The organism is Pontibaca methylaminivorans, assembly GCF_900156525.1.
Classification (GTDB): Bacteria; Pseudomonadota; Alphaproteobacteria; order Rhodobacterales; family Rhodobacteraceae; genus Pontibaca; species Pontibaca methylaminivorans.
The window spans coordinates 68,748-82,014 of record NZ_FTPS01000003.1; the positions used below are offsets into that span (position 1 = coordinate 68,748).

Annotated in this window: 11 protein-coding genes; 6 read left to right on the forward strand and 5 right to left on the reverse strand. The window is 68.4% G+C overall.

The window, feature by feature from the left end; translation table 11 throughout:
• Nucleotides 1–42: 42 nt before the first annotated feature.
• A complete protein-coding gene (locus B0B01_RS12500; RefSeq protein WP_076650400.1) occupies nucleotides 43–1,869 on the reverse strand; it encodes a sensor histidine kinase in 1,827 nt (608 codons plus the stop codon).
• Nucleotides 1,866–2,339: a putative pterin-binding protein gene (locus tag B0B01_RS12505; protein ID WP_234967802.1), complete on the reverse strand. Its 474-nt coding sequence runs from the start codon at nucleotides 2,337–2,339 to the stop codon at nucleotides 1,866–1,868. Before B0B01_RS12505 ends, B0B01_RS12500 begins: the two co-directional genes overlap by 4 nt.
• 181 nt (nucleotides 2,340–2,520) lie before the next feature.
• Here B0B01_RS12505 and B0B01_RS12510 point away from each other — a divergent pair, with 181 nt between their 5' ends.
• The 4 genes from B0B01_RS12510 to B0B01_RS12525 are packed head-to-tail and all read left to right on the forward strand — an operon-like array spanning nucleotide 2,521 to nucleotide 6,480.
• Nucleotides 2,521–2,883: a hypothetical protein gene (locus tag B0B01_RS12510; protein ID WP_076650402.1), complete on the forward strand. Its 363-nt coding sequence runs from the start codon at nucleotides 2,521–2,523 to the stop codon at nucleotides 2,881–2,883.
• Between the two features lie 35 nt (nucleotides 2,884–2,918).
• Nucleotides 2,919–3,899, forward strand: a complete 981-nt coding sequence (locus tag B0B01_RS12515) for a hypothetical protein (RefSeq protein WP_076650403.1) — start codon at nucleotides 2,919–2,921, stop codon at nucleotides 3,897–3,899.
• 17 nt (nucleotides 3,900–3,916) lie between these two features.
• Nucleotides 3,917–5,701, forward strand: coding sequence for a vWA domain-containing protein (locus B0B01_RS12520; protein ID WP_234967803.1), 1,785 nt, complete (start codon nucleotides 3,917–3,919; stop codon nucleotides 5,699–5,701).
• Complete coding sequence (locus B0B01_RS12525) at nucleotides 5,698–6,480, forward strand: SH3 domain-containing protein (protein ID WP_143733107.1); 783 nt, start codon at nucleotides 5,698–5,700, stop codon at nucleotides 6,478–6,480. The genes B0B01_RS12520 and B0B01_RS12525 overlap by 4 nt, the downstream gene beginning before the upstream one ends.
• A gap of 211 nt (nucleotides 6,481–6,691) precedes the next feature.
• Here B0B01_RS12525 and B0B01_RS12530 read toward each other — a convergent pair whose 3' ends face one another.
• From B0B01_RS12530 to B0B01_RS12540, 3 genes are read right to left on the reverse strand one after another with little or no spacing between them, the layout of a single operon-like run.
• Nucleotides 6,692–9,847 carry an error-prone DNA polymerase gene (locus B0B01_RS12530; RefSeq protein WP_327082998.1) on the reverse strand — a complete coding sequence of 1,052 codons (3,156 nt, stop codon included), beginning with the start codon at nucleotides 9,845–9,847 and terminating at the stop codon, nucleotides 6,692–6,694.
• On the reverse strand, nucleotides 9,844–11,367 hold the full coding sequence (locus B0B01_RS12535) for a DUF6504 family protein (RefSeq protein WP_076650407.1): 1,524 nt from the start codon (nucleotides 11,365–11,367) through the stop codon (nucleotides 9,844–9,846). Before B0B01_RS12535 ends, B0B01_RS12530 begins: the two co-directional genes overlap by 4 nt.
• A complete protein-coding gene (locus B0B01_RS12540; protein ID WP_076650408.1) occupies nucleotides 11,282–12,040 on the reverse strand; it encodes an ImuA family protein in 759 nt (252 codons plus the stop codon). The genes B0B01_RS12535 and B0B01_RS12540 overlap by 86 nt, the downstream gene beginning before the upstream one ends.
• A gap of 124 nt (nucleotides 12,041–12,164) precedes the next feature.
• On the opposite strand from B0B01_RS12540, the gene B0B01_RS12545 reads away from it, so the two are divergent.
• Both B0B01_RS12545 and B0B01_RS12550 read left to right on the forward strand, forming a co-directional pair.
• Nucleotides 12,165–12,575: a c-type cytochrome gene (locus B0B01_RS12545; protein WP_076650409.1), complete on the forward strand. Its 411-nt coding sequence runs from the start codon at nucleotides 12,165–12,167 to the stop codon at nucleotides 12,573–12,575.
• A 387-nt stretch (nucleotides 12,576–12,962) separates the two neighbouring features.
• A partial coding sequence (locus tag B0B01_RS12550) for an urease accessory protein UreD (RefSeq protein ID WP_143733108.1) occupies nucleotides 12,963–13,267 on the forward strand: 305 nt, incomplete at its 3' end.

Below are 13,267 nucleotides of genomic sequence, written 5' to 3' on the forward strand. Positions count from 1 at the left end.
GCGGTCTTTGCGGGGCGGAAACGGCTGGTGCGGCGATCCTGTTCATCCTGTTGCCCCGGATGATCCCGTGGTGTCGCGCTCTCCGGTCGCGGGGCCCTGCGCAAGGTCATGCGCCGGCGAGACCCCCTCCGGCGGGCGGGGCAGGATCAGGCGGAAGGCCACGCTGTCCCCGGGCAGCAGCACGACATCGCCCCCCTGCATCCGCGCCAGCGCCCGCGCGATGAACAGCCCGGTGCCCGTGCCCGGCATCCCGCCGCTGTTCGCGCCGCGAAAGCCGCGCTCAAAAAGATGCGCGCGGTCGGCCGGCGCGATCGGCGCGCCGCCGTTGTGGATGTCGCAGAACAGCCGCTTTGCATCGCCATGAAGATGCACCGAAACCGGGCTGCCCGGCGGCGCGTGGCGCAGCGCATTCGACAGCAGGTTGTCCAGTATCTGCTCGACATGGGCCGGATCGCCAAGCGCGGATCCCCCGCCGGTCACGACAATCCTGGACTCCGGCGCATCCGGGCGGCGCGCACAGAGGTCGCGCAGGATGCGGGCCGGATCGCAGGGACGGCGGTGCGCCCCATGCTGCCCGGTTTCGCGCCGCGCGGCGTCAAGCGTGCTTTCGACCAGGCGCGTCAGCCCCGCGATGACCTCGCGCGCGCGGGTGGCGCGGGTGGCGATTTCCTCCGCTTCGGCCTGCGCACCGCGCCGGATCAGCCGTTGCAGCGCGGAATCGGCCACCGCGAGCGGCGTGCGGAACTGGTGCGAGATCATCGCCGCGAAATTGCGGTAAAGATCGGCGGCCGAGCGCTCCCGCATCAATGCCTCGTCCAGCTCGCGGGTGCGGGCCGCGACCAGCCGTTCCAGCCGTGCGCGGGTCGCTTCCTCCTGCTGGCGGGCGGCATGGCGGTCGCTTGCGTCCTGGATGAAGGCGATCGCGCCGATAATCCGGTTCCGGTCCTGCATCGGAAAGATGCGCAGATCGACATGGAGCGGTGCGCTGTCTTCGGGGCGGAACAGGGGCTGGAGGCTCAGCCGCGCGCTCTGGCCGGCACAGGCGCCGGCCAGCGCCTCCTGCACCGGCCGGGTGGCGAAGAACCCGGCCAGATCGCCCGCATCGCGCCCCACCGCCTGTTCGACAGGGCGGCCGAACAGCCCGGTCATGGCCTCGTTCCAGAGGGTGCATCGCCCGGCGTGGTCCACCGCCATGATTCCCTCGCCGCTGGACGAGATCAGCAGCGCCGAGAAGTCGCGCTCGCGCGCCAGCATGCGGTTGCGCTGCCGCGACTGGCGCAGCGCCAGCACCAGAAGCACCGTGAGCGTGCCGCCCGCGCCCATGATGCCGATCAGCCAGGCGATGATCTGGCGCAGCTGCGCGCGATAGCTTTCCAGCCGCCCGCCCAGATCATCCCATTCGGTGATCATCGCCTGGTTTGCGGCGCGGCCGAAAAACGCGGCGAACGGTGCGAGCGCGCCGTGCAGCGCCGCGGCATCGGTCCGGGTGAAATCCGTCACGCGGGGCGCGAGCGCGGCCAGTTCGGCGCGCAGCCGGTCGAGTTCTTCGGCAAGCCCCGCCTGTTCGACGAAACGGCGCTGCGGCCCGTCGTTCATGAGCGCCATGCGGCTGCCGAGGATATCGTAACGCAGCCGCAGTTCCCCGGCGTCCGCGCGTTCCGCGCCGGCGAGCAGCGCCGTTTCGGACAGCCGCCGTGCCGCGACCTCGCCCTGATGGGTCACCCAGAGCATGTTGCGTTCGGCGCCGATGCGCATGTCGGATTCGATTTCGGTCATGCGCACCAGCGAAAACCCGAGCAGCGCCGCAAAGACCGCGACCGCCCCGAGCGGCGGCACCAGCCAGAGCGCTGGAACACGCAGCCGGCTCATTTCACGTGCAGTTCCGACAGTTGCCAGACCCAGCGGTAATCATAGCGGATGTCCTGCAGCACGGCATGATCGTCGCGCGGATAGACGATCCAGAGCGGCCCCTTGTCGTCGCGCGCAAGCGGTGCGCCATCCATTTCCATGGCCACGATCACGTCGAAATCGTGGAAATCGCTCATGGAAATATCGACGCTGTAATCATTGAGCGCGGTTGCGGTCACGGTCTCGCCCTCTGCGCCCAGCCGGTCGAGCAGGTCGCGCATCAGGAAACCGCTGAAGCGGTGCACCCCGTCGGTGACCACGGTCGAGGTTTCAAGAACCAGCTTCGGCAGCGCCTCGAGCATCGCCCGGTCGAATTCGGCGGCACCGTATTCGGCGATCCGCCCCGCTTTTTCAATCTGTCCCGTGATGCGCAGGATCGGCTCTTGCGGCGCTTCGGCAGGCAGCGCGGCGGTACCGAGTGTCAGCGCCACAAGCGCGGCAAACAGGGTTCTGATGATGGCGACCTCCCATTTCTGTCGGCAAGTTCAGCAGGTTCTGCAAGGGTATACAATCAATTGCCCGCAAATTTCCGGCCTTCCCCTCCAAACGAAGGGGGCGCCGGCGCAGTTGTTCTGATAACCGGTCAATCAACTTTGAGGAAGGTGCCCGATCATGCTCCCTGTCCGGTCCCTGTCGGTTTCTGCCGCCGTGTTCGCGTTGCTCGGCAGTTGCGGCACGCCCGAATACCGGGCCGAGCGCGGCCATTGCGAGGCGGAATGGATGCTGAAGATCCCGCCCGTTTACCGGCAGGAAACGGTGATCCGTCACCGCAGCGAGGAACAGCCCAGCGGGGCGCTGGACTGCAAGACGCACGGGGATACGACCATCTGCACCCCGAAGATGAAAACGGTCTCGGTTCCCTACACGGCGGTCGAGACGGTCGATATCCGCAAGCCGCGGCGCGATGCGCAGATCGAATCCTGTGCGGCGCGCGCCTGCGCGGCAAAATACGGCAACAGCAAATGCGAGGTCTGACCGGGCGGCCCGGCTGACCGCGAAAAGGAGTGGACATGTGGGATTTCAGTCTTGGTGCGGCCATGGGCCTGATGGGGCGGACGCTGCCCTTCATCCTGCTGCGCATGGCGGTCTATTTCGGCATCGCGCTCGGTTACATCCTGGTGACGGGCGCGGGGGCCGGGGTCGGCTGGGGCGTCGGCGGTTTCGGTGACGAGGGCTTCCGCGCCTCGGCCACGCTCTGGGGCGGGATCACGGGTTTCGGCGTCTTCGGTGCCTTCATGTTCTGGGCGCGGGAATATGTGCTTTATATCGTCAAGGCCGGCCATATCGCCGTTCTGGTCGAACTGATCGACGGCAAGCCGCTGCCGCAGGGGCGCGGCCAGATCGCCCACGCGGGCGCTGCGGTCAGGGAACGCTTTCCGCAGGCCAGCGTGCTGTTCCTGATGGACCAGCTTGTCAAGGGCGTGATCCGGGCCGTAACCGGGCTCTTGCGCGGGGTGCTGACCTTTCTGCCGATTCCGGGCGCGAAACAGCTCATGGCCATCGTTTCGGCCTTTCTGCGGGTGGCGGTCGGCTTTGTCGACGAGGTGATCCTTGCCCATGCGATCCGCACCCGTTCCGACAATGCCTGGGCCTCGGCGCAGGAGGCGCTGGTGCTTTACGGCCAGAACTACAAGGTGATGATGAAAAACGCGGCCTGGCTTGCGGTGTTCGTCTACGGTCTTGGTTTTCTGGTATTTCTGGTGATGCTCGCGCCGGCGGCGCTGGTGGTTTACCTGATGCCGGGTGCCTGGTCGGCAGGGGGCGTGGTCTTTGCGCTGCTCTTTGCCTGGAGCGTGAAGGCCGCGCTGCTTGAACCCTTCGCCGTCGCCTGCATGATGCAGGTGTTCTTCCGCGTGACCAAAGGCCAGACCCCGAACCCCGAATGGGAGGCGCGGCTCGAACAGATGTCGGCCAAGTTCCGCAAGCTGAAGGACCGCGCCCTGGGCGCGGCCCCCGCAAGCCAGAAAAACCCGGTGCCGGAGCCGGCATGATACGGCAGGATCGAACCATGAAAAGGACCCGAACGATGACCGGATTTGCACCCAGACTGGCGGTCCCGGCCGTGGCGCTGAGCCTTGCATTCGCCGGCGCGGCCGCGGCCGAGGATGTGGTGATCGTCTATGATGCCTCGGGCTCCATGTGGGGGCAGATCGACGGCACCAGCAAGGTCGAGATCGCCCGCAACGTCATGGCCGATCTGGTCGAGGGCTGGGACGAGGATACCAACCTGGGCCTGGTCGCCTATGGCCACCGCCGCCAGGGCGACTGCGATGACATCGAGACCCTGATCACCCCCGGCCCCGTCGATCGCGACGCTTTCATCGCGACGGTGAATGCGATCCGCCCGGTCGGAAAGACGCCGCTCACCGCCTCGGTCCGGCAGGCGGCGGAGCTTCTGTCCTGGCGCGACAGCCCGGCGACCGTGGTGCTGATCTCGGACGGGCTTGAAACCTGCAACGCGGACCCTTGCGCGCTTGCCGCGGATCTGGCGCGGCAGGGGGTGGATTTCACCGCCCATGTGGTGGGTTTCGACCTTGAGGATGCGGACCATGCGAGCCTTGCCTGCATCGCCGAAAGCACCGGCGGCTTATTCGTGCCGGCCGGCAATGCCGAGGAACTGCAGGAGGCGCTGACCCGGGTGACGACCGCGGTCGAGACACCCGCGCCGGAGCCCGAACCTGAACCGGAACCCGAACCGGAACCCGACCTGCCCGAAGTCACCCTGCGCGGCCCCGGACAGGTCACGACCGGCGCGGCCTTCGAGTTCTCCTGGTCCGCCACCATCCACCCGCGTGATTACATCACCATCGTGCCAGCGGGCGCGGATGAGGGCAAATACACGGCCTACATCCGCGCGGACAAGGCGACCACGGGCAGCCTCGTCGCGCCTGCCACGCCCGGCCTTTATGAACTGCGCTATGTGCAGGACAACGGGGGCGCGACGCTTGCCAGCGCGCCCGTCGAGGTGGTCGAGGGCGAAGTGTCGCTGACCGGCCCCGAACAGGTGACGACCGGCGCAAACTTCGATTTCAACTGGTCCGGCACCATCCATCCGCGCGACTATATCACCATCGTTCCCGCCGGCTCGGATGAAGGCAAATACACCGCCTATATCCGCGCCGAGGACAACACCAAGGGCAGCCTTGTCGCGCCGGCCACGCCCGGCCTTTACGAGTTGCGCTATATCCTTGCCGAGGGCGCGCGCACCATGGCCAGTGTGCCCGTCGAGGTGGTCGAGGCGGAAGTCGGCATCAGCGCCCCCGCTGTCATGCGCGCCGGGGGCGAGATCGACATAAGCTGGTCCGCGAGCATTCACCCGCGCGACTATATCACCATCGTGCCGGCGGGTGCGGATGAAGGCACTTATACGTCGTATAACCGTGTGGAGAATGGCACGCAGACGCGGTTGACCGCCCCGGCCGAGCCCGGTCTTTACGAAATCCGCTATGTTCTGGCCCAGGGTGGCCGCACCATGGCGATGACCCCGCTCGAGGTCGTGCCGGCCAATGCGCCGCTCGACGACGGGGCAAGGCTCTCGGCGCCCGAGGCCGCCGGCGCGGGCGAGACGATCACCGTCACCTGGGAGGGCGGCGGCAGCGGCGGGGACGAGCGCATCGCGCTTGCCCGCAAGGAACAGCCGGATTTCAGTTGGATCGCGGCCTTCAAGGCCGGGGCAGAGGGCGAAAAGACCGTGGAAATCACCATGCCTGAAGAGCCCGGATTCTATGAAATCCGCTTTCTCGACCTTACCGGTCCGGCGGTGCTTGGCCGCACGATCATAGAGGTGAAATGATGCGCGGAATTCTGATCGCAACGGCGCTGATGCTGGCGGCCCCGGCCATGGCCGAGATCGACGGGCACGGGCCGGACGCCTGGCGGGTCACGGGGGTTGCATCGGACGATACCCTGAACATGCGCATGGGGCCCGGCACCGATTATCTGGTGATCGACCGGCTGCCGCCCGATGCGCGGGGCCTGCGGCTCGTGACCTGCGTGCCGCTGCTGATCCAGCCCTATTACAGCGCCCTGACCGACGCGCAGCGCGCCGCGCTTCCGCAACGCTGGTGCCTGATGCAGAGCGCTGATCTCGCGCAGGCCGGCTGGGTCGCGCAGCGGTTCCTGACGGAGGACGGCGGCGAGGCGGTTCAGCGGGGCGCCGATGCCGGCAGCACCGTTGCCGCGCCCGAGGCCACGGGCGATGCGCTGATCGACGGGGCGCAATCGCTGGTGCAGCGGCTTTACACCGCTTTTGCCGCCGCGCAGGGCCAGGCCGACAATCCCTTTGCCCCGGCCAATGCGGCGAATTACTTCTTTGCGGATCTGGTCCCGGCCCTGTCCGGTCACGGCGCCGACCTGCTGTATGACGCGCAGGATTTTCAGGGCTCGGTGACGCGCATCATTCCCGACCCCGAACAGCCCATGTTCCGCGGCATGATCTCCGTCCAGGCGGAGTTCACCAATTTCGGTCTCCGCAAGCGGGCCGTGTTCCGCCTGCGCGCCGATACCGACCAGCCCGGCGCGCCGTTGCGCATCCTTGCGGTCGAGCATGACGAGTGGAGCTTTCCGCCCTGACCTGCGACGGTCTCGCCTCGCTTCCGGGGTTCTTGTGAAAGAGGCAATCCCCGCCTGTCTGGCCGTCAGAGTTTTCAGGGGTGCGCGGGCAGGGCCGGTCGGCCCTGTGGCCATTGTAAGGTCGAATGTCTCTCGGCCGGGAAATCCCGTGGACATGGGTCAGGATCAGCGCGATTGCGCCGGTGCCGCAGACATCCATTGCTCCCTGATTTCACTGGAAATCGCGCGACCTGATCCGAAGCGGTGCCGCTGATCGTGGCTCGGCACTCCGGCCCACGCTCGCCAGGTCTCCCGACAGGTCGACCGCGGCGCGTGCGATGAGGTGCACCACCTCGCCCTCGCGCTGGACAAGCCCGCGTATGGCGATCATCGGCGCCGAGAGGATCACGCGACGATGGCGCTCGAAAATCTTCTGCCAGATGACGACATTCGTGATGCCGGTCTCGTCCTCCAGCGTGAGGAACACGACGCCGTTGGCCGATCCCGGGCGCTGGCGGACGAGGACGAGGCCGGCGGTGGTGATGACATGGTTGTTCGGCGTCGCCGCTGCTTCGGCACAAGGCATGATATGGCGCTGTGCCAGGCGCTCGCGCAGGAATGAAACCGGGTGGCGGCGCAGCGTGAGGCCGGTGTTTGCGTAATCCTCGACCACCTCGCGACCCTCGGACATCGGACGCAGGTGGACGGCGGGCTCGGGGTCCGGCTCCCGGTCACGGGCAGCGGCAAAGAGCGGCAGATCCTGCGCCCCGAGCCCCTTCACCGCCCAGAGCGCCGCGCGCCGGGAAAGGCCGGGCCCTTCGCGGAACGCATCCGCCTCGGCCAGGGCGGTCAGCGCCGCGACCGGCACGCCGGCGCGGTACCGGATATCCCCGGGCGAGGCGAAGGGTGCCTCGCGCACGGCAATGATCCGGGCGGCATGGGCGTTGGAGAGCCCCTTGACCATGCGCATCCCCAGCCGCACGGCGAGGGCGCCGTCCGCTGCGGGCTCCAGCGTGCAGTCCCAGCGGCTGGCGTTCACGCAGACGGGCCGCACCTCGACCCCGTGGGCGCGGGCATCGTGCACGATCTGGGCCGGCGCATAGAAGCCCATCGGCTGGCTGTTCAGAAGGGCGGCGCAGAACACCTCGGGGTGGTGGCATTTCAGCCAGGACGACGCATAGGCCAGGATCGCAAAGCTCGCCGCGTGGCTTTCGGGGAAGCCGTAGGAGCCGAAACCTTCGAGCTGGTGGCAGATGCGCTCGGCAAAGTCCCGGGCATATCCGCGCGCCGTCATGCCGGCAATGAGCCGGTCGCGGAACTTCGAGACGCCGCCGGTGTGCTTGAAGGTCGCCATGCTCTTGCGCAGGAGGTCCGCCTCGCCCGGGGTGAAGCCCGCGCAGGTGATGGCAACGCGCATCGCCTGCTCCTGGAACAGGGGTATGCCCCACGTCCTGGCCAGCACCTTCTTCAGCTCCGGCGTTGGATAATCCACCGGGTCCAGGCCCCGGCGGCGGCGCAGATAGGGGTGCACCATGTCGCCCTGGATCGGCCCGGGTCGCACGATCGCCACCTGCACGACGAGGTCGTAGAAGGTGCGAGGTCCGAGGCGCGGCAGCATCGACATCTGTGCCCGGCTCTCGATCTGGAAGGTGCCGATCGTGTCGGCGCGGCGGATCATCGCATAGGTCGCCGGATCATCGGCGGGGATCGAGGCAAGATCGAGGCGGATGTCCTTGTGTTCGGCCAGAAGGTCCAGCCCCCGGCGCAGGCAGGACAGCATGCCCAGCGCCAGCACGTCGACCTTCATGAAGTTCAGCGCATCAATATCGTCCTTGTCCCATTCGATGATCTGGCGCCCCTCCATCGCCGCGGGTTCGATGGGCACGAGGGTGTCGAGCCGGTCGCGGGTCAGCACGAATCCGCCCGGATGCTGCGACAGGTGCCGCGGCGCGCCGCGCAGCTCGCTGGCCAGGTGCAGCGTGAGCCGCAATCGGCGGTCTTCCGGGTTGAGGTTGAGCGCCCGCAGGTCGTCATCCCCAAGCCCGCCCTTCGACCAGCGGCCGAGTTGGGTGGAGAGCGTCGCGATCAGATCTTCGGGCAGGCCCATGACCTTGCCGACATCCCGCAGGGCGCCTTTCATGCGGTAGCGGATCACGGTCGCGGTCAGCGCGGCGTGGTCGCGCCCGTAATGGGCATAGACCCACTGGATCACCTCCTCGCGCCGTTCGTGTTCGAAATCGACGTCGATATCGGGGGGTTCGCGGCGTTCCTCGGAGACGAAGCGCTCGAACAGAAGATCATTGTACACGGGGTCGATCGCGGTGATGCCCAGCACATAGCAGACGGCGGAATTGGCCGCCGATCCCCGCCCCTGACAGAGGATGCCGCGCGAGCGGGCAAAGCGCACGATGCTGTTCACGGTGAGGAAATAGGGCGCGTAATCCAGCTTGCCGATCAGCGCGAGTTCGTGGCGCAGGGTGGTCTGCACCTCCTCCGGCACGCCTCCCGGATAGCGCTGCGCCGCGCTCTCCCATGTCAGGCGTTCCAGCACCTGCTGCGGGGTTTGCGTCGGATCGTCGCGTTCCTCCGGATACTGGTAGCTCAGCTCATCCAGCGAGAATCTGCAGCGGTCCGCGATCTCCAGCGTGCGCGCCAGGGCCTCGGGCCAGAGCGCGAACAGGCGCGCCATCTCGGATGGCGGCTTGAGATACCGGTCGGCATGGCGTTCGCGCCGTACCCCCAGCGCCTCGACGGTGGTGTTCAGACGGATGGCGGTGACCACATCCTGCAGGATGCGGCGCGCGGGGGTGTGGAACAGCACGTCGTTGGTGGCGACGGTCGGGACACCGGCGGCCTGCGCAAGTTGCGCAAGCTCCCAGAGCCGCAGTTGATCATTCGGGCGCCGCCGCAGGGTCAGGGCAAGATAGGCGCGGTCGCCAAAGTCCGCGCGCAGGCGGTGCAGGCGCTCGCCGCAGGCGGCATCGGCCAGGTCAGGCACCAGCACCGCGACAAGGCCCTCGCCATGGGCCGCCAGATCATTCCATTCCAGATGGCAGCGCCCCTTGCCCGCCCGCGCCTTGCCCAAGGACAGCAGGCGGCAGAGCCGCGCGTAAGCCGCACGATCCATGGGATAGACCAGCACGCCCGTGCCGCAGGCAAGATCGAGCCTGCAGCCCACCACCAGCCGCACCCCGGCGGCCTTTGCCGCCAGATGCGCGCGCACCATGCCGGCAAGCGTGCCGCGATCCGTCACCGCCAGGGCCTCGATCCCCATGGCGGCGGCAGTCGTGAACAGGTCTTCGGCCGAGGAGGCCCCGCGCAGGAAGGAGAAACGCGAGGTCACCTGCAGTTCCGCGTAGCGGGGGGGAGTGCGCGACCCTCCCATCATCCGAACAGCCCATGCAGGAACCAGCGTTGCGAGCCGGTGGCGGCATCCTCGCCATCGCCGGCGCGGAAGATCCAGTATCGTGCGCCGCTCGTGTCCTCGACGCGGAAATAATCGCGCACCGCGGCAAGTTCGGCATCGCGGGTCCACCATTCCCCGAAGATGCGCTCGGGCCCGTCGGCGCGGGCGATCATATGGCGGGTGCCGCGCCAGATGAACCAGGCGGGCGGATGATCGGGCAGCAGCGCCATGGTCTCGATCGGCTCCGGGTGCGGCAGCAGGCGCGCCGGGCGCGGCCAGTTGTCGGGCCAGCCGGTCGAGGTGTCGTCAGAGAGCGGCGCAATGCGGCGCACCGACCGCTCGGGCACGTCCGAGGCAACGCCGGCAAGGCGATAGACCCGGGCCGGGCCGACCCGGCTCATGAGCCGGTCGACAAGCCCCGCAAGGTCGGGGGCAGGGGCGTCGATGAGGCTGGTCGCCGCCTGTCGCGCCGCCAGCGGCTCGGCCCGGCTTGCCACAAGCTCCATCGCCTCGATGCCGAAGCCCGGGTCGATATTCTCGATCTTCGCCGCAAGCAGCCGCGCGAGATGCGCCGCGTCGCGCGAGGGCCGGGCCAGCCCCACGCGCAGGGCCGGCGCTTGCCCATCGGTGCGCTCGCAGACGAGATCGAGCCGGCGCGCCCCGAGCCCGCGCCGCTCCAGCGCCTCGCAAAGCGCCGTGACCAGCTTGCCCAGATAACGCGCGATGGTCTCGGGCGCGGCGATGGGTTCGGCAAAGCGGCGGCGCGCCGTGATGAGGTCGTTGATGCGGACCGGCTCGATGGGGTCCGCCACGCGCCCGAGCGCCTGGTCGAGCCGCCGGCAAGGCTCCGGGCCGAAACGCCGGGTGAGCGGCGCCCGCGGCAGGGCGGCAAGATCCCCGATACGCATCAGCCCGAGCGTGTCGAGCCCGGCCGCAAGCGAGGCCGGCAGCCGCAACGCGGCAAGCGGCAGCGGCGCGATATGCGCCATCACCTCGCCCCTGGGTGCGATGAACACCGGATCGGCCCGGAACCGCGCCAGTGCATGGGCCGCGCCCCGGGTGTCGGCGATCGCCGCCCGCGCCGTGATGCCCGACACCGCCAGCCGCCCGACCAGCCCGTCGAGCAGCGCCGCCTCGCCGCCGTGCAGATGCGCCGCCCCCGTCACGTCGATGACAATTGCCTCTGTCCCATCGAGCGCCACCAGCGGTGAAATGCGCTGCAAGAGCCAGAGCGCCAGCCGCCCGAGGCTCATGCGGTCGGCATCCGGCTCGGCCGGGCGGATCTCCAGTCCCGGCACTTGCGCCTGCGCCTGCGCGATGGTCATGCCCACCCGCAGCCCGAGCGTCTTTGCCGCCGCATCGGCCGCCGTCACCACCCGCCGCCCGCCCTCGCGGCCCGCGAGCACGAGCGGCACCTCAGCCGGCGGTGCGCCGCTGCCTGCCCGCCGCCGCAGTCGCTCCACCGGCCACAGCGGCAGGAAGAGCGAGATGACCCGTGCCATCACATGCCTCCAGTTCCAGTTCCAGACATTCCCCGGCCCGCGCCCGGACCAGTTCCACCAGCCAGCGCGGGCGCCCCACGCCCGGCACCGGCAGGGGCGCGGAAGGCAGCGCCGTCACGCGCCAGCGCGTCATCGCCGCCGTGGGCTGGCCGAAGTCGCCCGCATCCGCCTGCCGCCGCCAGCGCCGCAGCGCGATGCAGAGCGTGCCCCTTTCGCGCGCCGCCAGATGCAGGCGGCGCGAGGCGACCATCGGCAGGCGCGCGACCTCGCCCACCACCGCGCCGGGGCCGCCGTGGCGCAAGCCTTCCTCCATGCAGGCGAGAACACCCCTGTCACCGCCCGCCTCGACATGGATCACCCGCTCCGCCGCCAGCCCCGCCTGCGCGAGCCCCGGCGCGAACAGGTCCGCCCGCGTCACGCACCAGAGCACTGGCCCCTCGCAGCGCGCCGCGATCCCGGCGGCAAACAGCGCCGCCGCCGCGCCATCAACCGTGCCGCCCGCACCGCCCGCGACCTCGTGCAATGCCCCCAGCGCCAGCCCGTGACCGGGCAGGCGCGCATCCAGCACGGGGATGCCGAACGGCAGCACGCCGGCCTTGCGCACACCCCCCTCGAGCCGCGCGATACGGGCGCGCAGGTCGATGAGGACGGCAGAGGAGGCGTGGCGGGACATGGGAGCAGAGCGCGTGATTCTGACAGTTGTTCACTGTCTGTTCCCGCGCGGTCCGAGTCAATCACGCGCGAGGAGGGCGTGACGGGCGGGATGTGTCTTCACCCTCGGCGAGTGCGGCGTGGTCATGCGCAGCGGCGAACCCGGAGACGGCGAGGGATATCTTTATCCGCCGGTGTTCGGCGATGACAGCTACAACGACGGTGCCGGCATGTATCGGATGCTGATGGCCAATCGTTTCATCTTCGCGAACATGCCGCAGGGTGCCGATCACGAGGACCGCATCCTGACACCGGACGAGGCCTATGACGTGGCGGCCTATATCAATTCGCAGCCGCGCGGCCACAAGGAGGGAATGGAAAACGACTTTCCCGACCGTCTGCGCAAGCCGGCCGACATGCCCTTCGAGCCCTGGGCCGGGGATTTCCTGCCTGAACAGCACAAATACGGCCCGTTCAAACCCATCGCCGATTGGCTCGTGGCCGAGCGTGCCGCCCGCGATGCCGCAGAGGAAGAGGGTCCGCAGGCGGATGAATGAGCGGTACACGACCGGCGCACATGCCGGGTTTGCGGCACTGCACGCGCGGCAGCCGTCATCCGGGCTGTCGCGGAACTGGGTGCGAGTTATGCTGTTGACAGCCTCTTCGAGGTGGCTCTTTAACCGGGGAGGCGGGATCGCGTCGATCCCGAAGGACAGACTGCGTTGACGGCGGGCCAGGCCTGCCGGTCAGAGGGGAAATTGCTCGAAGCCGTCGCAAATGGAGACCACACCGGCACAGGCACCTTGCCGCGCTCCTTCGGCCATGCGCGAATTTCATTCACGCAGGGAGACGACGGAAGAACCCGGGCAGGAACCCTGTTCCAGGAAGGCTGCCTCAAACTGCGCCTGCCGCGTGTCGAGCCGGATGAAACGGAACTTGTGATCATGAATACCGCCGGCGGGATGACCGGCGGCGACATGACCACGACCGAAGTGACGGTCGAGGAAGGTGCGAGGGTGACCGTTACCACGCCCGGATCGGAACGCATCTATCGCGCGCTTTCCGGCAATGCGGTGATGAACCAGCGCCTGCGGGTGGATCGCGGCGGGCGGCTTGACTGGCTGCCGCAGGAGACCATCCTGTTCAATCGGGGTCGCCTTGCCAGGCGGACCGAAGTGGACCTGCAGGAGGGGGCCGTGGCGACGATCGTCGAATCGATCCTGCTGGGGCGCGCGGCGATGGGTGAAAC

What these genes read in the sequence shown, in the direction of transcription:
- B0B01_RS12500 (WP_076650400.1), bottom strand. Translation starts at nt 1,869, where the DNA reads ATGAGCCGGCTGCGTGTTCCAGCGCTCTGGCTGGTGCCGCCGCTCGGG.
- B0B01_RS12510 (WP_076650402.1), top strand. Translation starts at nt 2,521, where the DNA reads ATGCTCCCTGTCCGGTCCCTGTCGGTTTCTGCCGCCGTGTTCGCGTTG.
- B0B01_RS12515 (WP_076650403.1), top strand. Translation starts at nt 2,919, where the DNA reads ATGTGGGATTTCAGTCTTGGTGCGGCCATGGGCCTGATGGGGCGGACG.
- B0B01_RS12520 (WP_234967803.1), top strand. Translation starts at nt 3,917, where the DNA reads ATGAAAAGGACCCGAACGATGACCGGATTTGCACCCAGACTGGCGGTC.
- B0B01_RS12525 (WP_143733107.1), top strand. Translation starts at nt 5,698, where the DNA reads ATGATGCGCGGAATTCTGATCGCAACGGCGCTGATGCTGGCGGCCCCG.
- B0B01_RS12530 (WP_327082998.1), bottom strand. Translation starts at nt 9,847, where the DNA reads ATGATGGGAGGGTCGCGCACTCCCCCCCGCTACGCGGAACTGCAGGTG.
- B0B01_RS12535 (WP_076650407.1), bottom strand. Translation starts at nt 11,367, where the DNA reads ATGGCACGGGTCATCTCGCTCTTCCTGCCGCTGTGGCCGGTGGAGCGA.
- B0B01_RS12540 (WP_076650408.1), bottom strand. Translation starts at nt 12,040, where the DNA reads ATGTCCCGCCACGCCTCCTCTGCCGTCCTCATCGACCTGCGCGCCCGT.
- B0B01_RS12545 (WP_076650409.1), top strand. Translation starts at nt 12,165, where the DNA reads ATGCGCAGCGGCGAACCCGGAGACGGCGAGGGATATCTTTATCCGCCG.